The sequence below is a fragment of the Burkholderia sp. MSMB1589WGS genome (assembly GCF_001636105.1).
Lineage (GTDB): Bacteria > Pseudomonadota > Gammaproteobacteria > Burkholderiales > Burkholderiaceae > Burkholderia > Burkholderia humptydooensis.
This window is the reverse complement of record NZ_LNJT01000007.1, coordinates 603,982-621,860: the sequence shown is the minus strand read 5'-3', so window position 1 is coordinate 621,860 and position 17,879 is coordinate 603,982. Positions and strand designations below refer to the sequence as shown.

Genomic DNA, 17,879 nt, shown 5'->3' with positions numbered 1-17,879 from the left:
GCGCGCGCCGATCCATACCTTTGTCCCCATGTCCCAATTCTTCAGGATTCACCCGGATAATCCGCAGACGCGTCTCGTCAAGCAGGCGGCCGAAATCGTGCGCGGCGGCGGCGTGATCGCGCTGCCGACCGATTCGAGCTATGCGCTCGCATGCCATCTGGACGACAAGGACGCGGTCGAGCGCGTGCGCCGCATCCGCGGGCTCGACGAAAAGCAGCACCTGTCGCTGCTCGTGCGCGATCTGTCCGAGCTCGCGACGTTCGCGATGGTCGACAACCGGCAATACCGGCTGATCAAATCGGTGACGCCGGGGCCGTACGTGTTCATCCTGCAGGCGACGAAGGAAGTGCCGCGGCGGCTGTCGCACCCGTCGCGCAAGACGATCGGCCTGCGCGTGCCCGCGCACGCGATCACGCTCGCGCTGCTCGAGGCGCTCGGCCAGCCGCTTCTCGGCACGACGCTGATCCTGCCGCCCGACGATGAGCCGCTCAACGATCCGGAGGAAATCCGCGCGCGCCTCGAAAAGCAGATCGACCTCGTGATCGACGGCGGCGCGTGCCCGCGCGAGCCGTCGACGGTCATCGACCTGACGGGCGACGAGCCGCAGCTCGTGCGGGCGGGGCGCGGCCCGCTCGAGCCGTTCGGCCTCGCCGCGTGAGCGCCGCCGCGCCGTCCCGGCGCACCGGAGCGGCCGCCGTTTCGGTCCGCATGCACACGCGCCGTTCGCGCGTTTGCCGCTTGTTACAATAGTGCGCTATGGATGCTTCTTCCCTGATACAGACAATTGCCGTCTACGCACTGCCCGTGGTCTTCGCGATCACGCTGCACGAGGCTGCCCACGGCTACGTCGCTCGCCTGCTCGGCGACAACACCGCGTACATGATGGGCCGCGTGTCGTTCAACCCGATGCGCCACATCGATCCGTTCGGCACGATCGTGATTCCGCTCGTGCTGTACTTCCTGACGAGCGGCGCGTTCCTGTTCGGCTACGCGAAGCCCGTGCCCGTCACGTTCCGCAATCTGCGCAACCCGCGCTGGGGGAGCCTGTGGGTCGCGCTCGCGGGGCCAGGCTGCAACTTCGTCCAGGCGCTGATCTGGGGCTTCGTGAGCATCGGCCTCGCCGCGTTCGCGGTCGACGAGCCGTTCTTCACGCGCATGGCGGGAGCGGGCGTCGGCGTGAATCTCGTGCTCGCGGTGCTGAACCTCTTTCCGCTGCCGCCGCTCGACGGCGGGCGCGTGCTCGCGGCGCTGCTGCCGCCGAAGCCATCGATCGCGCTGTCGCGGCTCGAGCCGTACGGCTTCTTCATCGTGCTCGCGCTCGTCGCGACAGGCCTTCTGACGAAGCTCTGGCTGCGGCCGCTGGTGGGCGCGGGCTACGCCGTCGTGACGGCCATCCTGACTCCTTTCGCCTCGCTTTTCTAACGACAATCATGTTCCCAGACCGTATCTTTTCCGGCATGCGACCCACAGGGTCGCTCCATCTCGGCCACTATCACGGCGTGCTGAAGAACTGGGTCAAGCTGCAGTCCGAGTATCCGTGCTTCTTCTGCGTGGTCGACTGGCACGCGCTGACGACGCACTACGAAACGCCCGAGGTGATCGAGAAGAACGTCTGGGATGTGCTGATCGACTGGCTCGCCTCGGGCATCGACCCGGCGCAGGCGACGCTCTTCATCCAGAGCAAGGTGCCCGAGCATGCCGAGCTCGCGCTGCTGCTCGGCATGAGCACGCCGCTCGGCTGGCTCGAGCGCGTGCCGACCTACAAGGAGCAGATCGAGAAGCTGAAGGACAAGGATCTGTCGACGTACGGCTTCCTCGGCTACCCGGTGCTGATGGCGGCCGACATCCTGCTGTACCGCGGCTCGCTCGTGCCGGTCGGCGAGGACCAGGTGCCGCACGTGGAGATGACGCGCGAGATCGCGCGCCGCTTCAATTATCTGTACGGCCGCGAGCCGGGCTTCGAGGAGAAGGCGCTCGAGGCGGCGAAGAAGCTGGGCGGCAAGCGCGCGAAGCTCTATCACGAGCTGCGCAACGCGTATCAGCAGGAGGGCGACGACGAGGCGCTCGAACAGGCGCGCGCGATGCTGCAGGAATCGCAGAGCCTGTCGATGAGCGACCGCGAGCGCCTGTTCGGCTATCTCGAAGGCGCGCGCAAGATCATCCTCGTCGAGCCGCAGGCGCTTCTGACCGCAGCGTCGCGGATGCCGGGCCTCGACGGCCAGAAGATGTCGAAGTCGTACGGCAACACGATCGGCCTGCGCGAGGACGCCGAGACGATCACGAAGAAGGTCCGCACCATGCCGACCGATCCCGCGCGCGTGCGCCGCAGCGATCCGGGCGATCCCGATAAATGCCCGGTCTGGCAACTGCACCAGGTCTACACCGACGACGCGACGCACGACTGGGTTCAGAAGGGCTGCCGCTCGGCGGGCATCGGCTGCCTGGACTGCAAGCAGCCGGTCGTCGACGGCATCCTGCGCGAGCAGCAGCCGATGCTCGAGCGCGCGCAGAAGTACATGGACGATCCGTCGCTGCTGCGCGCGATCGTCGCGGACGGCTGCGACAAGGCGCGCAAGCACGCGACCGAGACGATGCGCGACGTGCGCGAGGCGATGGGGCTGTCGTACAGTTGAAAACGCTGACGATCGCGGTTCACGACGCGCCCGGCGCGGGGGCGCACGGCGTGGCGGCCGAGCCGTCGGCGTGGGTGCGCGAATGGTCGCATCTCGTGCCGGCGGGCGGCGCGGTGCTCGACGTCGCCGCGGGCCATGGCCGCCACGCGCGCTGGTTCGCCGAGCGCGGCCATCCGGTTCGCGCGCTCGAGCGCGAGCCGGCCGCGCTCGCGTCGCTCGGCGCGCTGCCGGGTGTCGTCGCGCAGGCGGCCGATCTCGAAGGCGCGCCGTGGCCGCTCGCCGGCGACGCGCGCTTTTCCGCCGTCGTCGTCACGAACTATCTGCATCGCCCGCTGCTGCCGCGTCTCGTCGCCGCGGTCGCGCCGGGCGGCGTGCTGCTGTACGAGACCTTCGCGCAAGGCAACCAAACGGTCGGCAAGCCGTCCAATCCGGCATTCCTGCTCGCGCCGGGCGAGCTGCTCGACGCGGTGCGCGGGCAGTTGCGCGTCGTCGCGTTCGAGGACGGGTTCGCCGCCGCGCCGCGCGACGCATTCGTCCAACGAATCTGCGCGGTGCGCGAGCGTGCCGTGGCGGAAGAAGGGGCGGGATTTCCGCGTTACGGACTGGCGGGCTAATCCGCTACAATCGACCCTTACCGATTTTTCATCGCGTTTGTTTCATGGCTAACGGCACTCAAGACGGCATTCAAATCCGCGGCAGCATCCCCGCGATCGTCACCCCGATGCTCGAGGACGGCGGCCTCGATCTGGCGGCCTTCCGCAAGCTGATCGACTGGCACATCGAAGAGGGGACGGATGCCCTCGTCGTGGTCGGCACGAGCGGCGAATCGGCGACGCTTTCCGTCGACGAACATGTCCTCATGATCGAAACCGCCGTCAAGCATGCGGCGAAGCGGATTCCGATCGTCGCGGGCGCGGGCGGCAATTCGACGACCGAGGCGATCGAGTTGTCGAAGCATGCGAAGGCGGTGGGCGCCGACGCGACGCTGCAAGTGGTGCCGTATTACAACAAGCCGACGCAGGAAGGGATATACCGCCACTTCAAGGCGATCGCCGAGGCGGTCGACCTGCCGGTGATCCTGTACAACGTGCCGGGCCGCACGGTCGCGGACATGTCGAACGACACGATCCTGCGTCTTTCGCAGGTGCCGGGCATCGCCGGCGTGAAGGACGCGACGGGCAACATCGACCGCGCCGCGCAGTTGATCAAGGCGGCGCCCGCGCACTTCTCGATCTACAGCGGCGACGATCCGACCGCGATCGCGCTGATGCTCCTCGGCGGCCACGGCAACATCTCGGTGACGGCGAACGTCGCGCCGCGCGCGATGAGCGAGCTCTGCCGCGCGGCGCTCGCCGCCGACGTGAAGACGGCGCGAGAGATCCATATGAAGCTCCTGTCGCTGCACAAGCATCTGTTCATCGAGGCGAATCCGATCCCGGTGAAGTGGGCGCTGCAACAGATGGGCAAGATCGCGGGCGGCATTCGCCTGCCGCTCACACCGCTCGACGAGCGTTGCCACGACACCGTGCGCGGCGCGCTTCGCGAGGCCGGCCTCCTGTGAGGCCGGACGCGGCCGCTCGGGCGGCCGCACCGCACCCCGATCGATCCGACACTGACCCGGCCGCTCCCGGCGCCGTGCGTGACACGCGTTCTAGCAAGACGAAGGACTTCATGAAACATTCCGCCTTTTCCTCCCGCGCGATCCAGGTTTCGGTGCTGGCGCTCGCGCTGGGCGCGCTCGCCGGCTGCGACACGCTGAACGACTACCTCGCGCCCGACCGGGTCAACTACAAGTCGACCGGTTCGGCGCCGCCGCTGCAGGTGCCGCAGGATCTGACGGCGATGCCGCTCAGCCCGTCGTACGTCGCGCCGCCGACGAATTCGGGCCTGGGCTCCGCACCGACGCGCGCGGTGACGGCCGCGGGCAACTCGACGGAAGGGCAGCCGAGCGCGCAGGACCCGTTCGGGATGCACATCGAGCGCGACGGCGACCGCCGCTGGCTCGTCGTCGACGGCCGCACGCCCGAGCAGCTCTGGCCGCAACTGAAGGAGTTCTGGCAGGACAACGGCTTCGCGCTGAAGACGGACGCGCCGTCGACGGGCATCATGGCCACCGACTGGGCGGAAAACCGCGCGAACATTCCCGACGACTGGTTCCGCCGCACGATCGGCCGCGTGATCGATTTCGCCTATTCGTCGGGCACGCGCGATCGCTTCCGCACGCTCGTCACGCGTACGCCGGACGGCAATACGGACATCTCGATCACGCATAGCGCAATGGAAGAGAAGCTGACGGGCGCGCAGGGCGGCTCGTCGTCGCGCTGGGAGGAGCGTCCGCGCAATCCGGTGCTCGAAGCCGTGTTCCTCGCGAAGCTGATGGAGAAGTTCGGCCTGACCGACGCGCAGGCGAAGCAACTGCTCGCCGACGCGCGCCCCGCCACCGCGCCCGCGACCGTCGTCGGCGCCGGCGGCGCATCGACGCTCGATCTGGCTGAGTCGTTCGACCGCGCGTGGCTGCGCGTCGGTCTCGCGCTCGACCGCACGAACTTCACGGTCGACAACCGCGATCGCTCGAAGGGCGTCTACTACGTCCGCTATGCGAATTCGATGGAAGAGCTCAAGCGCGACGGCCTGTTCGGCAAGCTGTTCTACGGCGGCCCGACGGCCGCGAAGCCGGGCAAGGAATTCCTCGTCAACGTGCGCGCGCAAGGCGACTCGAAGACGCAAGTGGCCGTCGTCGATGCAAACGGCCAGATCGACACCTCGTCCGACGCGCAGCGGCTCATCTCGCTGCTGCACGCGCAGCTAAATTAAGCGCACGTGCGATTCGCGAGCCTCGGAAGCGGCAGCGAAGGCAATGCGCTCGTCGTCGAAGCGTCGAATGGCGCGACGACGACGCGCGTCCTGCTCGACTGCGGCTTCTCGGCGAAGGAACTCGAACGCCGGCTCGCACGCGTCGATTTGCGCGTCGACGATCTCGACGCGATTCTCGTCACTCACGAACACGGCGACCATGTCGGCTGCGCGCTGGCGCTCGCCCGCCGTGCGTCACTGCCGCTGTACACGAGCTGGGGCACCGCGCGCGCGGTCGGCGCGGACGAGGCCGACGTCGACCTCCGCGTGCTCTGGGGCGACGAGACGGCCGCGGTAGGCGATCTGTGCGTGCTCCCCTATACCGTTCCGCACGACGCGCGCGAGCCGCTCCAGTTCGTCTTCAGCGACGGCGCGACGCGTCTCGGCGTGCTGACCGACGTCGGCATGTCGACGCCGCGCATCAGCGCCGTGCTGAGCGGCTGCGACGGCCTCGTGCTGGAGGCGAATCACGACGTCGCGATGCTCGCGGCCAGTCGCTATCCGGCGTCGCTGAAGGCGCGCATCGGCGGCTCGCACGGCCATCTGAGCAACGACGCGGCGGCCGCCATCCTCGCCGAGCTCGATCGCAGCCGGCTGCGACACCTGGTGGCCGCGCACCTGAGCCAGCAGAACAACGCGCCGGCGCTCGCGCAGGCGGCGCTCGCGGCGGCTTTGGGAGGGCAGGCGGACGACGTGCTCGTTGCGTCGCAAGACGAGGGATTCGGCTGGCTCAGCCTGCGCTGAAGCGCGCCCTGCGGCGCCTCATGGACCCGCAGGTCATGCAAGGGACATAAAAAGGACGTAAAAAAACCGGCCCGTAGGCCGGTTTTTTTTTAGCTGATGCTGACGCGGACTTACTGGCTTGCGCCCGAAGCCGGAGCAGCCGTCGCTGCCGAAGCAGCCGACGCCACAGCAGCAGCCGCATCGCTCGCAGCAGCGGCAACGCTCGAAGCAGCGTCCGAAGCAGCAGCGGCAACGCCCGAAGCAGCCGAAGCGGCAGCGGCGGTTGCTTCGCTAGCAGCCGACGAAGCAGCTTGCTCGGAGCTCTTGTTGCACGCAGCCAGTGCAACGGCAGCCAACAGGGAAGCTACGAGGAGGGATTTCTTCATGATCACGTCCTTTTATGGTTAAAGGTAAGCAACAGCGCGAAACAATACCGGTAATGTGCTCCAACACCGACCTGGGCCGCTGGTGGAGATGCACTTCTAGAGCGTGAATCTTCCCTACGGCTTGGGCGGAAATTATATGCACTTTCCTATCGACCGTCGACAAATGCGGGGTCAATACGTTGTCTTTCCCATACAAAAACATGCGTTCGTATGGGTATACGGCCGGGCAACTCTACCCCATGTCGCCCACCCGTATCCAGCCCGCACGATACCACTCGTGCAGCAGGCCTGTCATGGCGGGGTCCCGGGAGAGTGTTACAAACCGTTTCGCCTCCATCCGCCGCGTATCGGCCAGCTCCGGCAGCCATTTCGCCGCGGTTGCGAGCGGATGCGCGTCGCCGTTGATGAAGTACGAGCGCGCGTTATACAACAACGCCGCTTTCCTGTCGAGCCGGATGCCCCGGCGAGACGCCTGAGCGACGAACGCGGCTTCGCCAAGTCGTCGCGGCGGCGGCTCGAAAACGACGTTTGATTTGGGCTCGCTCAAATAACAGCCAAGAAAATCGCCAATATCGCGTTCGTCCCATTTGATTCCAGCGAGCATCGCGGCAGCGCGCTCGACCATCGCGGCAGGCAGCATCGCGGGCGTGTCGACCGCGGGCTGCGCCGGGTCGCGGTATCGTGTGTCGTCGCACGTGCCTGTGCGCAGGCCGCCGCGCTCCGCGAGATGATAGAGGAACTGCGCGCGCAACTCGCCTGCGGACGGGGCCCGGAAGCCGATCGAGCACGTCATGCACTCGCCGAGCGCGATGCCGTCGTGCGCGACGTGCGGCGGCAGGTACAGCATGTCGCCGGGTTCGAGCACCCATTCGTCTGTCGGCTCGAAATTCGCGAGGACCTTGAGCGGCAAACCTTCCTGCAGCGACAGATCCTGCTGCGCGCCGATCCGCCAGCGGCGCTTGCCGTGCACCTGCAGCAGGAACACGTCGTACGAGTCGAAATGCGGGCCGACGCCGCCGCCGTCCGTCGCGTACGAGATCATCAGGTCGTCGAGGCGCGCATCCGGAACGAACCGGAAGCGCTCGAGCAGCGAGCGGGCGCGCTCGTCGTGCAGGTCGAGCCCCTGCACGAGCAGCGTCCACTCGCGGCGCTTCACGGACGGCAGATTCTCGGGCTCGAATGGCCCGTGCTCCAGTTGCCATCTGTTACGAAAATGGGTGACGAGACGCGATTCGACGTCAAAGTCGGCTGCAAGCTCGAACAGCGCATCGCGCGACAGCGGCGGCGCGATGTCGGCAATGGCCTGCCGAATCAGAAGCGGCTTTTTCTGCCAATATCGGCGCATGAATTGCGCGGGACTGAGATTGCCGAGAAGCGGGGTCGGCGCCTCGGGCAACGGCGCGCGGGTGCGTTCGAGCACACGGCCGGACGGTTCGGGTAGGGGCCGTTTGGGCATCGTATAATGGCTATTGTACTTGGGAGAATTGGATGAAAATCGCAAAAAACACTGTCGTATCGGTCGCTTACAAGCTGTCGGATGCGCAAGGCAATCTGATCGAGGAGAGCGATGAGCCGATGGTCTATCTGCACGGCGGCTATGATGGCACGTTCCCCAAGATCGAGGAACAACTCGACGGCCAGGAGCCCGGCTATCAGACGCAAATCCAGCTTGAGCCGCAGGATGCGTTCGGCGATTACGATCCTGAACTCGTGAAAATCGAGCCGCGCGACCGTTTCCCCGAGCCGCTCGAAGTCGGCATGCAATTCGAAGGCACGCCGGAGGACGGTGACGAGGAAATCGATTCGCTGATCTACACGGTGACCGATATCGCGGAAGACAAGGTCGTCCTCGATGGCAATCACCCGCTCGCCGGGATGGCGCTGCGTTTCGCGCTGACCGTCAAGGACGTGCGCGAAGCGACGGAAGACGAAATCGAGCACGAGCATGCGCACGGCGCGGAAGGGCTCGAAATCGTCGACGAAGACGAGGATGACGACAACGAAGGCAACGGTTCAGCGCGCACCCTGCATTGAGCCCGGTGCGGCGATGCCCGGCGCTTCGCCGGGTGTCGCGCTCGATGGCGCGTGGTGATCGAATGAACTTTCGCGCGCGCCATGCCATTCACCATAGCCGGGCGGCGTCGCGCCGCTCGCGCCCGAATCGGGCAGCACCGGCGGCGCCGGGATTTCCGGCATGTCGGGCAGCGGCGTGTTCTCATGCGGCACGATGGGCAGCGCGGGCGGTTGAGGCAGATGCTTCGGTACGGTCTGCATGCTCACGTTGAACATCGGCTGCTTCGCCGAATCCACGCCGATTCGCACCCATTGCGTCAGGCGCGCATGCGGCGCGATCGCGACGCGCGTCAGATTGCCGACCAGATTCCCCTTGTCGTCGCGTAACGGGCGGTCGATCCTGAATCCGTCCGCAAGCGGCTCGCCGCTCGGATGCACGACGATGATCGAGCCGCGAAAGACGGCCGCGGCTTTCACCAACGCTCGCTTGAATTCGCGAAAGCCGTCGCGCACGCGCGGGCGGTTGAAGCGCAGCCACCCGAAGCGCTCCGAACGTTCGTAGCGATCGAATTGCGGGTCGCCCTCGAGAAAGATCACGAGCGCGCGCGCCTTGCGGCGCTTCGCATACTCGGCCGCGTGATCGATCCAGAACGCATTTGCGATGACACGATCTTCGAACTCGCCGTTGCGCCCGCCTGCTGTCAGGTAGCGATTGTTCGGCCCCGGCGCGTTCAGGCCGATGAACACCGTATCGTCGCGGACCCAGCGAACGTTTTCGCGATACGGGTGAAAGCGCGCCACTTCGCTTTCGCGCGCGAGTGGCATCGGATTCGCGCCGGGCGATGCCGGCTCGGCAAAGACGTTCTGACGCAGGAAGTCGAGCCGCTCGACGGGATCGTACGCGCCGGCATCGCGCGTGCCGCAGGCTGTCCAGTCGTATTGGCCGGGCAGCAGCACGAGCGGGACGCGGGACGCTGCGAACAGCACGTTGCGCTGCTCGTACAACTGATCGCGACAGGCTTCCTTCGGCCCCTTCAGGTTGCCTTCGTAGACGATGAACGACACCGAACGGTCGCGCGCGATCGCATCGAGCAGGCGCCGGGCCTGCGGTTCGTCGTCGGCCGACGCGATCACGCCGGACAAGACCGCGAACGTGTACGGCTCGCTGCCCGCTCGCGACGATGCGTGCGCGGCCGGTGCGCTGCCGGCGAGCGTCCATGCGAGCGCGCTGGCGAGCGCCGCGGATGCGGCGACGCGCGCGCGAAGCGTCGCGCGCGGCGTGGTACGGTCAGCGTTGCGCATCCGTTGAGCCCGAGCGGGCGAGCGCGTGCAGTTCGTAGAGCAGATCGAGCGCGTCGCGCGGTTTCAAGTCGTCCGGATCGAGCCTGAGCAGGCGCTCGAGCGCCGGGTGCGGCGTCGCAGCCGGCGGCTCGTTGCATTCCGGTTCGTCGACGATCGGTTGCGCGGCGAAGAGATCGAGCTGCGGCGTTGCCTGGGCCGCGGACTGCTGCTCGAGGTGCGCGAGATGCTTGCGGGCGGCGCGAATCACCGGCGCCGGAACGCCTGCGAGTTGCGCGACCTGCAGGCCGTAGCTCTGGTTCGCCGGACCTTCCTCGACCGCGTGGAGGAACACGATGCCGTGGCCGTGCTCGACCGCCGACAGGTGCACGTTCGCCGCTTGCGGGAATTCCGCCGGCAATTGCGTGAGCTCGAAGTAGTGCGTCGCGAACAGCGTGTAGCAGCGATTGTGCGACAACAGATGGCGCGCGATCGCCCATGCGAGCGCGAGGCCGTCGAACGTCGACGTGCCGCGGCCGATTTCGTCCATCAGCACGAGGCTGTGCGGCGTCGCGTCGTTCAGGATCGCGGCGGCCTCCGTCATCTCGACCATGAACGTCGAGCGGCCGCCCGCGAGATCGTCCGCCGCGCCGATGCGCGTGAAGATGCGATCGATCGGGCCGAAGCGCGCCGCCTTCGCCGGCACGTAGCTGCCGACGTACGCCATCAGCGCGATGAGCGCCGTCTGTCGCATGAACGTCGACTTACCGCCCATGTTCGGGCCGGTGATGAGGAGCAGCTTCCGATCGGGGTTCAGCGCGCAATCGTTCGCGATGAATTGCTCGACCTGCGCTTCGACGACCGGATGGCGGCCCTGATCGATCTCGATGCCGATCTCGTCGGTGAATTCCGGCGCCACCCAGTCGAGCGTGCGGGCGCGTTCGGCGAATGCCGCGAGCAGATCGAGCTCCGCAAGGCCGCTTGCGACGCGCTGGCAACCCTCGATGTGAGGCAGGAGCGCCTGCAATACGCCGTCGTAAAGCGCGCGTTCGCGGGCGAGCGCGCGCTCCTGCGCGGACAGTGCCTTGTCCTCGAACGTCTTCAGCTCGGGCGTGATGTAGCGCTCCGCGTTCTTGAGCGTCTGGCGGCGGCGATAGTCGTCGGGCACCTTGTCGGTCTGGCCGCGCGTGACTTCGATATAGAAGCCGTGAACCTTGTTGTACTCGACGCGCAGGTTCGGAATGCCCGTGCGTGCGCGCTCGCGCGTTTCGAGATCGATCAGGAACTGGCCACAGTTCTCCGAGATATCGCGCAGCTCGTCGAGCTCGGCGTCGTAGCCGCGGGCGATCACGCCGCCGTCGCGCACCATCGCCGCCGGCTCGGCCGCGATCGCGCGCGTGAGCAGATCGAGGCAGCCGGGCGGCGGCTCGAGCGCGGCGTCGAGGCGTCCTAGCGCGGCCGCGTTCGGTGCGATCTCGGCGACGCGTTCGCGCAGCGCGGGAAGGGCGGCGAACGTGTCGCGCAGGCTGGACAGATCGCGCGGCCGCGCGGACAGCAGCGCGAGGCGGCCGGTGATCCGCTCGACGTCGGCGATCTGCCGCAGCGCCGAGCGCAGGCTGTCGAGGCCGACGTGCGCGGGCGCGTCGAGCAACGCGCCGATTGCCTGGTGGCGCGCCTGCGCGGCGACCGATGCGCGCGGCGGATGATGCAGCCAATGGCGCAGCAGGCGGCTGCCCATCGCGGTGCAGCAGGTGTCGAGCAGCGAATAGAGCGTCGGCGATTCGGTGCCGCGCAGCGTTTCGGTGAGTTCGAGATTGCGTCGCGTCGACGGGTCGAGCCCGATGTACTCGGATTCGTTTTCGACCTTGAGGCTGCGCACGTGGCGAAGCTGCTGGCCTTGCGTCGCGGCCGCGTAGATCAGCAGCGCGCCCGCCGCTCCGCTCGCGCTCGTGAGCGCTTGCGCGCCGAAGCCGTCGAGGCTCGCGACTTCGAGTTGATCGCAGAGGCGTTGCGTGCCCGATGCGATATCGAAGTGCCACGCGGGCACGCGCGTGATCGCGCCCATGCCGGCCGGCACCGCTTCGATCGCGCCGTCAGCCGCGAGAATCTCGGCGGGGCGGATGCGCTCGAGCGCCGCGCCGAGCTGGTCCGGCGCGATCTCGGCGAGCCGCAGCGCGCCGCTCGCGAGATTGAGCCATGCAAGGCCGATGTTCGACGCGACGCCGCGTTTGTTGTGTCCGACGCAAAGCGCGAGCAGGAACACGTCGCTCTTGTCGGACAGCAGCGCGGCGTCGGTCAGCGTGCCCGGCGTCACGACGCGCACGACCTTGCGTTCGACGGGGCCCTTCGACGTCGCGGGATCGCCGATCTGTTCGCAGATCGCCGCCGATTCGCCGAATTTCACGAGCTTCGCGAGGTACTGCTCGACCGCGTGGTGCGGCACGCCCGCCATCTTGATCGGGTTGCCGGCGGACGCACCGCGTTGCGTGAGCGTCAGGTCGAGCAGGCGAGCGGCTTTCTCCGCGTCTTCGAAGAAGAGCTCGTAGAAGTCGCCCATCCGGTAGAACACGAGCGTGTCGGGGTGCTCCGCCTTGATGCGTAAATATTGCTGCATCATCGGCGTGTGATTGCTGATCGCGGCTTCTGTAAGCTGCTGTTTTGAATCCGTAATTTCCTGCACGTCCTTATCCATCAAGGCTTTCCGTCCATTTCGAGGTCTTCGTAATCGATTTTCCCCGTCTCTCGACATCTTGCTAAATTCTCATTGTCAGCGTAGCTTTTCGGGTTTTCTGGAACCTACGCCTACGCCGCTGATATAGCGTGCGTGGCGGAAACCTACGCTGAGGTCTGAATGCGGTTTGACGCCCGAACGGCAAAGCAACTTTCACCCGGTGCACACCTGAAAATCGACGGCTGTCCGGGGCTCAGGCTCGAGGCGACGGCATCGCGTCGCAGTTGGATTTACCGTTACAAGTCGCCCGTCGACGGGCGCATGCGACAAATCAAAATCGGCGAATGGCCCGCGCTTTCGATCGCTGCTGCGGCCGTTGAATGGGAGCGTCTGAAACAGGCGCGCAACACAGGCAACGATCCGGCGCTTGCCAAACGACAAGCAAACGATTCTGTCGGCGTTATGGTACAGCAAGGGGATTCTCCGACAGTGCGCGATATCTGTTCGGCCTATCTGACAGGGCACGTCGAGCGCAATCGGCAGTCGAAGGGCGCGGCCGAAGTGGCCCGAATGTTTCGGACGATGTTGGGGGATATCGCGGATTTACCCGCCGCCGAGGTGACGCGCGAGCGCGCGTTCAGCAAGATCGACTCATATCGGCACGTTCCCGTGCAGGCGTCCAGGCTTCGACTTGAGCTTGGAGCCGCTTGGGACTATGCGCTCGATGCTGGCCGGCTGCCGGAGTCAGCATCGAACTGGTGGCGGCAAATCATGCGCGGGCGGCTGCGTAGCAACGGCCGGCGGATCCAAGGGCAACCGATGGGCACGGCAAAGCGCTTTCTCACTGATGCGGAAGTGGGCGCATTGATCAACTGGCTGCCAAATTTCAGCCGCAACGTTGAGGACGCTTTGACGCTTTACCTTTGGACCGGGACGCGTGGTGCCGAGATCGGCGCGATGGAGGGAACTGAAATTACCGAGGAGCGGGACGGCTTGTGGTGGACGATTCCCAAGGTCAAAACCAAGAGCGCCCGGCATGAGAAAGCTACGGATCTTCGGGTGCCGTTGGTCGGGCGCGCGGATGCGATTGTGAGGCGACGCCTTGAACGCTATGGAAAGGGGTGGTTGTTTCCGGCAGAGCGGGGCGGGCACATGCAGCAAAAAGTGTTCGGTCAAGCCGTTCATTGCCACATGCCCTATAGCGAGACGCGACCGGAACAGGAGCGGCCGCGTCTTCCGGTGACGCATTGGGCACCTCACGATCTGCGTAGAACGGCGCGCACGATGTTGGCTGCGCTCGGATGTCCTTATGAGATCGGTGAGGCGATTCTTGGACACATGTTGCCGGGCGTCGGCGGCATCTATAACCGGCACTCGTATGACGCCGAGCGCCGGCACTGGTTGACGCAGCTCGACGAGAAGCTGGAGGCTGTTACCCGGCCGCATCAATCGTCGCCTTCCTCCGGCCGGTCCCGCAGTTAGGCGGCGGTAGGAATTCGGACGGCGTTCGAGCTTCTGCCCATTCTTCCACTTCTCGCGTGAGCCAGCCGACGCGTCGCCCGGACAGGGCGCGCGGCCTCGGAAATTCCTCTTGGCGGACGAGTTTGTGGATGACCGCGGGCGACAGGGAGACCGCTGCTGATACCGATGCAATGTCGAGATATATGGGCTTCATCGCGACGGTCATGCGTGGTTGCCTCCCCCCGAGAGCAGTGATTCGAGTGCTGCCACATGCTGTTCGCCGGCCGGATGTCCGGCGCATGCGCCAAGCGCAAACTCGATCGCAGCGTACTGTTCTTGCGTCATCGTGGTCGGGGTTGAGCGAACGGGACTCGTGTTGTCGATCTCCCGTAGCAGCGCGGATCGATACTGCTGCATCGTCTGAAACGAGACAGCGTATCCATCGGCGGCAATGAGCCTTCTGAGCTTCGTGAGCGCTTCGGCCGAGGTGCCATCGGGGAGCCCATTGGATCCGAGTCCCTTCAGAGCTTCTCGAAGCTCGGCGGCACGTGCTGCTCGCGCGCGTATGTCACGCGATCCTTCGGCCAGCGTGACATAGATCTCGTCATGGTTTTGCCGGTGCGTGTCGATCGTGAGGCGATAGAGTAGGTCGCCTTCCTGCAACCAGTTCGGTGCGGTGTTCTGTTCGTCGTTCATGGTCATCCTCAATTCTGTTCGCGTGGTATCGCCCGGCCGAGCTGCATCAAACCCGTTTCGAGCGTGACGCCGGCGGCTGCGGCCCACGTGCGAGCGTCCTGTGCCGCTTTGTGCCGTGCGTAGCTGCCGGTGTCGTCGGTCAATAGGTCGAGCAGCACGATGTCGGCCGAGTGCGAGACGTCGCTCACAAGGGCGCGGATCTCGATGCAAAGCGCGTCGAGGCGTGCGTGCATGCCCCTGCGGGCATCCGCAGGGGCTTCGTTTCTCTGGATTGCTTTTCGCCGCGCACGCGGCGTTTCGTTCTTCTGGAGTGCCTTTGCGGGCGCGAGCCCGCGCACACGCTTCGAGACAGCGTTGCCGTCGACGCTCGCCAGTGTGATAGCCGGGCGCTTGTCCGCGCGTTCCCGCTTTCGCGGCAGCGGACGTGGGGTAGAAAGGGCCGGGCGCGGGGTCATTTGGTTGCCTCCCGCGCCATTTCGGCCGTCCAGTCGGGGTCGGGCATCCTGAACAGCTTGTCGAGCCATCGCCGAACGCTTGCCATTTCCTTCGCTTTCGAAGCGCTAGTGCTTTCGAGGGTGCGGGTGAGCACCTGAACCGCAGTCCGGATCGCTTCGACGCGTGTCCTGTACCGGCCGGGCGATTCGCCGTCGATGCGCGTGCATGGCGACGATCCGCCCGCGCTGTTAAAGGTGTACGAGTATCCGAATTCCCAATCGCCCTCGGCGATCTGTGCGAGCCGAATCTCGACGTGCGTGCGCCCGGTGCGCTTTGATATGGGCGCGGACAAGACTTCCGATGGCTCATACACGCCGTGCTCGTTTGCCTTGGCGATCGGATACTTCGGCCGACGTGCCGGCACGACATCGAGCAGGTCTTCGAGGCCTGTCAACGCGCGATGTACGCCTTCGATCGTGCCCGGCGACAACTTGCCGAAACCGGGATCGTGCAACACGCTTTGCAGCGCTTGCAAAAGTTGCTTTGCATGTTGCTCGCCAATCTTCCGTTGAGGCTCGGCGGCGGCCGTTGCCGCGACGCTCTTGGGCGACGCCGTGTGGAGATGCTTTTTCGTGACCTTCGTCTTGCCCGCGTCTTTCGCTTTCGACAGGCCTGCGACGATCCGTTCCAGCGCCCGTTCCGCGCCGTGCTGCCGTATCTGCTCGATCACGAGCGTGCCGGAGATGGAGCCGTCACGGACGAACTGGTGAATCTCCGCAGGTGCCTGCTCGAGCAGGCCGACGTCGCGAATGGTTTGATCCGTAACGTTCAGGCGCTTGCAGATCGTCTTCGTGTCGAGACCATGAATGTCACGCAGTTCCGCGACGACCGTCGCGAGTTCGAGCGGAGACGCGCGCTTGCTTTCGTTGCTAAGGTAGCCGTCGATCACCATCTCGGCGCGTTCAACCGTCTTCGCATCACGCACGACGACGGGGATCTTGCCGAGATTCTTTCCTGCACGGATCGCGTTGCCTGCGGAGAGGTAGCGGTGTTGACCCTTGTAGACGTAGATGAGGTCCTTCCCGTTGACCTTCCGGATGTAGCAATGGAGTGGCTGACTCTTGTCGTAGCCGTTGGCGATCATCAGCGCGGTGAGGTGTGACACCCACTGGTGATCGACGGGACGCACGTTGTCGCGCGGATCGTAGTGGAGTTGGTCGTACGGCACCATCCAGAGGTCCGCCGACGTCGCGCGCGCAGCAGCAGCAGCGGCCTTCGTGTTGCCGGTGACGATCGGCTCGACGAGCGCGAGCGATTGGGTACGTGCATCCATTACTCGGCCTCCTGCGGTTGGAGACTCTGTGCGAGTTCCATTGAGCAGTCGAGCAGCAGGCGAGACTGCGTTTTCGGCCGTCGAAGCAAGAGACTCGCGCGATGCGGAGTGGTGTCGATGCGCTCGACGATCCAGCCGAGCGCGAGAAACGCGCGGACGGCGCGATCGGCTGTCTCGCTGAAAATCCCGGCATAGATTCGGAGAGCCCATTTCGCCCGGCCGGTGTAGCGGCATTCGCCGGGGGCGCGGCAGTCTTCGAGGCGCATCGAATGCTCGCCGACAGCAATGTGAACGCCGGCTTCAGTGACCAGCGTAAGGTCGTGCTCGATGGCTCGGATGTGTTTCTCAGCATGCTTCAGCTCGGCAAGACGGCGTGCATGAACGGCATTCGCGTGAGCGACGATCTCGTTGTACGACGTCGGGTGCTTGTAGGTCGTAAGGCGCTTCACGCGGTCCTCCGGTTCTGGATCATCAGTTCGAGTCGCGACACTTCGAGGTCGATGCTCTGGCGGAACAGGCGCAGGAATCGCAACGTGCGGGTATCCGACCCACGCAGCGAGTCGACGGTAATCTCAAGCGAGCGGAGATGCGGGAACGAGACGGCGACGTGACGTTCCGCGTCCCGCGTGACGATCGTGTGGAGTTCGGGGCGCGTGTGTGCGGATCCGGCGGGCACGGCCGATCGCGGCGCATGTCGAGGCGCGAGTGCGCCGGCGGCATCGCTCGAATAGGTGCCGTCTGCCTGCTTGCAGGGGACCGACAGCGGCGGGGCTGCGTCCGATCCCGTCAGCCAGTAAAGGAAACGAAGGTCGTGCGGGCGCGGTTGGCGGCGCAGCCATCCGCCCCGCGCGAGCTTGTCGATGCATTGCGCAGCCGCGCCCGGCATGTCGCCGAAGTGGGCCGTGCAGACCTCGTCGGACGTCATCGCGTGCGTGGCGTGCCTGAACACGGTCAGGATTCGAGCCGTCAAGTCGACCCGTTGAGCGGGCGTGAGGTCGACGAACGGGTTGAGTCGGCGCGGAGCCGCATTCGGGAGGGCGTTGTCGATCACGACGCCTCCTTGATTCTGAACGCGCGCGGCTTCTTCGGGCGACTGATCTTTTCGGGCGCGGGCCGCATCGCGGCGCGAAGGCTTTTGATCGCGGTCGCGCAGGTGGATTCGTCCGGAATCGAGATCTGCTTCGCGGCAATGGTGTTGCCGTCCATGATCAGGTACTCGATATAGACGCCGTCTACGAGTGGCCGGCGCATGACGACATGCTTGCCGATGAGGATCGGCGACGTCGGAAGCTGGCGATCGCGTTCGTAACGGGCGACGGTCCGGGGCGATAGCGTGTCCCGGCGCGGGATGCCCGCGTGCTGTGCAGCGTTGATTCGGTGCATGGCTTCATCTCCTT

General features: G+C 65.8%; 20 protein-coding genes. 9 read left to right on the top strand and 11 right to left on the bottom strand.

Annotated features, from left to right (window positions below):
- Window positions 1-28 precede the first annotated feature (28 nt).
- The 7 genes from WT16_RS10825 (at window position 29) to WT16_RS10795 (ending at window position 6,230) form a co-directional block, all read left to right on the top strand.
- The gene (locus tag WT16_RS10825) at window positions 29-658 is read left to right on the top strand and encodes an L-threonylcarbamoyladenylate synthase (protein WP_063533324.1); all 630 of its coding nucleotides are present in this window, start codon (window positions 29-31) and stop codon (window positions 656-658) included.
- A 98-nt stretch (window positions 659-756) separates the two neighbouring features.
- Entirely contained in the window at window positions 757-1,422 is a 666-nt protein-coding gene (locus WT16_RS10820) for a site-2 protease family protein (RefSeq protein ID WP_009912931.1), read from the top strand.
- Between the two features lie 8 nt (window positions 1,423-1,430).
- Complete coding sequence (locus WT16_RS10815) at window positions 1,431-2,633, top strand: tryptophan--tRNA ligase (RefSeq protein WP_006025983.1); 1,203 nt, start codon at window positions 1,431-1,433, stop codon at window positions 2,631-2,633.
- The gene (locus WT16_RS10810; RefSeq protein WP_015600794.1) at window positions 2,630-3,247 is read left to right on the top strand and encodes a tellurite resistance protein; all 618 of its coding nucleotides are present in this window, start codon (window positions 2,630-2,632) and stop codon (window positions 3,245-3,247) included. Before WT16_RS10815 ends, WT16_RS10810 begins: the two co-directional genes overlap by 4 nt.
- 44 nt (window positions 3,248-3,291) lie before the next feature.
- Window positions 3,292-4,194: a 4-hydroxy-tetrahydrodipicolinate synthase gene (dapA, locus tag WT16_RS10805; protein WP_015602151.1), complete on the top strand. Its 903-nt coding sequence runs from the start codon at window positions 3,292-3,294 to the stop codon at window positions 4,192-4,194.
- A gap of 110 nt (window positions 4,195-4,304) precedes the next feature.
- Complete coding sequence (bamC, locus tag WT16_RS10800) at window positions 4,305-5,447, top strand: outer membrane protein assembly factor BamC (RefSeq protein ID WP_059929225.1); 1,143 nt, start codon at window positions 4,305-4,307, stop codon at window positions 5,445-5,447.
- Between the two features lie 6 nt (window positions 5,448-5,453).
- The gene (locus WT16_RS10795; RefSeq protein WP_015601865.1) at window positions 5,454-6,230 is read left to right on the top strand and encodes an MBL fold metallo-hydrolase; all 777 of its coding nucleotides are present in this window, start codon (window positions 5,454-5,456) and stop codon (window positions 6,228-6,230) included.
- A 270-nt stretch (window positions 6,231-6,500) separates the two neighbouring features.
- On the opposite strand, the gene WT16_RS35575 is transcribed toward WT16_RS10795, so the two are convergent.
- Both WT16_RS35575 and WT16_RS10790 read right to left on the bottom strand, forming a co-directional pair.
- Window positions 6,501-6,770, bottom strand: coding sequence for a hypothetical protein (locus WT16_RS35575; protein ID WP_009904701.1), 270 nt, complete (start codon window positions 6,768-6,770; stop codon window positions 6,501-6,503).
- A gap of 57 nt (window positions 6,771-6,827) precedes the next feature.
- Window positions 6,828-8,015, bottom strand: a complete 1,188-nt coding sequence (locus tag WT16_RS10790; RefSeq protein ID WP_041861620.1) for a cupin domain-containing protein — start codon at window positions 8,013-8,015, stop codon at window positions 6,828-6,830.
- 68 nt (window positions 8,016-8,083) lie between these two features.
- Here WT16_RS10790 and WT16_RS10785 point away from each other — a divergent pair, with 68 nt between their 5' ends.
- Window positions 8,084-8,629, top strand: coding sequence for a peptidylprolyl isomerase (locus WT16_RS10785; RefSeq protein WP_006025990.1), 546 nt, complete (start codon window positions 8,084-8,086; stop codon window positions 8,627-8,629).
- Here the strand turns inward: WT16_RS10785 and WT16_RS10780 are convergent.
- Window positions 8,609-9,910: a hypothetical protein gene (locus tag WT16_RS10780; protein ID WP_015600139.1), complete on the bottom strand. Its 1,302-nt coding sequence runs from the start codon at window positions 9,908-9,910 to the stop codon at window positions 8,609-8,611. The genes WT16_RS10785 and WT16_RS10780 overlap by 21 nt on opposite strands.
- Window positions 9,897-12,578 carry a DNA mismatch repair protein MutS gene (mutS, locus tag WT16_RS10775; protein ID WP_063533323.1) on the bottom strand — a complete coding sequence of 894 codons (2,682 nt, stop codon included), beginning with the start codon at window positions 12,576-12,578 and terminating at the stop codon, window positions 9,897-9,899. Before mutS ends, WT16_RS10780 begins: the two co-directional genes overlap by 14 nt.
- Window positions 12,579-12,737: 159 nt before the next feature.
- Here mutS and WT16_RS10770 point away from each other — a divergent pair, with 159 nt between their 5' ends.
- Entirely contained in the window at window positions 12,738-14,039 is a 1,302-nt protein-coding gene (locus tag WT16_RS10770; protein ID WP_063533322.1) for an integrase family protein, read from the top strand.
- Here the strand turns inward: WT16_RS10770 and WT16_RS30845 are convergent.
- From WT16_RS30845 to WT16_RS10740, 7 genes are read right to left on the bottom strand one after another with little or no spacing between them, the layout of a single operon-like run.
- Entirely contained in the window at window positions 13,990-14,232 is a 243-nt protein-coding gene (locus WT16_RS30845; protein WP_082874872.1) for an AlpA family phage regulatory protein, read from the bottom strand. The two genes, WT16_RS10770 and WT16_RS30845, sit on opposite strands and share 50 nt — an antisense overlap.
- 8 nt (window positions 14,233-14,240) lie before the next feature.
- Window positions 14,241-14,714, bottom strand: coding sequence for a hypothetical protein (locus WT16_RS10765; RefSeq protein ID WP_063533837.1), 474 nt, complete (start codon window positions 14,712-14,714; stop codon window positions 14,241-14,243).
- Window positions 14,715-14,722: 8 nt separating this feature from the next.
- Window positions 14,723-15,169: a hypothetical protein gene (locus tag WT16_RS10760; protein ID WP_231892055.1), complete on the bottom strand. Its 447-nt coding sequence runs from the start codon at window positions 15,167-15,169 to the stop codon at window positions 14,723-14,725.
- Entirely contained in the window at window positions 15,166-16,482 is a 1,317-nt protein-coding gene (locus WT16_RS10755; protein WP_063533320.1) for a hypothetical protein, read from the bottom strand. Before WT16_RS10755 ends, WT16_RS10760 begins: the two co-directional genes overlap by 4 nt.
- Window positions 16,482-16,931 (bottom strand): hypothetical protein, encoded by a 450-nt coding sequence (locus WT16_RS10750; RefSeq protein WP_063533319.1) that lies wholly within the window; start codon window positions 16,929-16,931, stop codon window positions 16,482-16,484. Before WT16_RS10750 ends, WT16_RS10755 begins: the two co-directional genes overlap by 1 nt.
- Complete coding sequence (locus tag WT16_RS10745) at window positions 16,928-17,533, bottom strand: hypothetical protein (RefSeq protein WP_063533318.1); 606 nt, start codon at window positions 17,531-17,533, stop codon at window positions 16,928-16,930. The genes WT16_RS10750 and WT16_RS10745 overlap by 4 nt, the downstream gene beginning before the upstream one ends.
- Window positions 17,530-17,865 (bottom strand): hypothetical protein, encoded by a 336-nt coding sequence (locus WT16_RS10740; RefSeq protein WP_063533317.1) that lies wholly within the window; start codon window positions 17,863-17,865, stop codon window positions 17,530-17,532. The genes WT16_RS10745 and WT16_RS10740 overlap by 4 nt, the downstream gene beginning before the upstream one ends.
- Window positions 17,866-17,879: the final 14 nt, after the last annotated feature.

Excerpts from the sequence above, each read along its gene's own strand:
- WT16_RS10825 (WP_063533324.1), top strand. The coding sequence starts at position 29 with ATGTCCCAATTCTTCAGGATTCACCCGGATAATCCGCAGACGCGTCTC.
- WT16_RS10820 (WP_009912931.1), top strand. The coding sequence starts at position 757 with ATGGATGCTTCTTCCCTGATACAGACAATTGCCGTCTACGCACTGCCC.
- WT16_RS10815 (WP_006025983.1), top strand. The coding sequence starts at position 1,431 with ATGTTCCCAGACCGTATCTTTTCCGGCATGCGACCCACAGGGTCGCTC.
- dapA (WP_015602151.1), top strand. The coding sequence starts at position 3,292 with ATGGCTAACGGCACTCAAGACGGCATTCAAATCCGCGGCAGCATCCCC.
- bamC (WP_059929225.1), top strand. The coding sequence starts at position 4,305 with ATGAAACATTCCGCCTTTTCCTCCCGCGCGATCCAGGTTTCGGTGCTG.
- WT16_RS10785 (WP_006025990.1), top strand. The coding sequence starts at position 8,084 with ATGAAAATCGCAAAAAACACTGTCGTATCGGTCGCTTACAAGCTGTCG.
- WT16_RS10780 (WP_015600139.1), bottom strand. The coding sequence starts at position 9,910 with ATGCGCAACGCTGACCGTACCACGCCGCGCGCGACGCTTCGCGCGCGC.
- mutS (WP_063533323.1), bottom strand. The coding sequence starts at position 12,578 with ATGGATAAGGACGTGCAGGAAATTACGGATTCAAAACAGCAGCTTACA.
- WT16_RS10770 (WP_063533322.1), top strand. The coding sequence starts at position 12,738 with ATGCGGTTTGACGCCCGAACGGCAAAGCAACTTTCACCCGGTGCACAC.
- WT16_RS30845 (WP_082874872.1), bottom strand. The coding sequence starts at position 14,232 with ATGAAGCCCATATATCTCGACATTGCATCGGTATCAGCAGCGGTCTCC.
- WT16_RS10765 (WP_063533837.1), bottom strand. The coding sequence starts at position 14,714 with ATGAACGACGAACAGAACACCGCACCGAACTGGTTGCAGGAAGGCGAC.
- WT16_RS10760 (WP_231892055.1), bottom strand. The coding sequence starts at position 15,169 with ATGACCCCGCGCCCGGCCCTTTCTACCCCACGTCCGCTGCCGCGAAAG.
- WT16_RS10755 (WP_063533320.1), bottom strand. The coding sequence starts at position 16,482 with ATGGATGCACGTACCCAATCGCTCGCGCTCGTCGAGCCGATCGTCACC.
- WT16_RS10740 (WP_063533317.1), bottom strand. The coding sequence starts at position 17,865 with ATGCACCGAATCAACGCTGCACAGCACGCGGGCATCCCGCGCCGGGAC.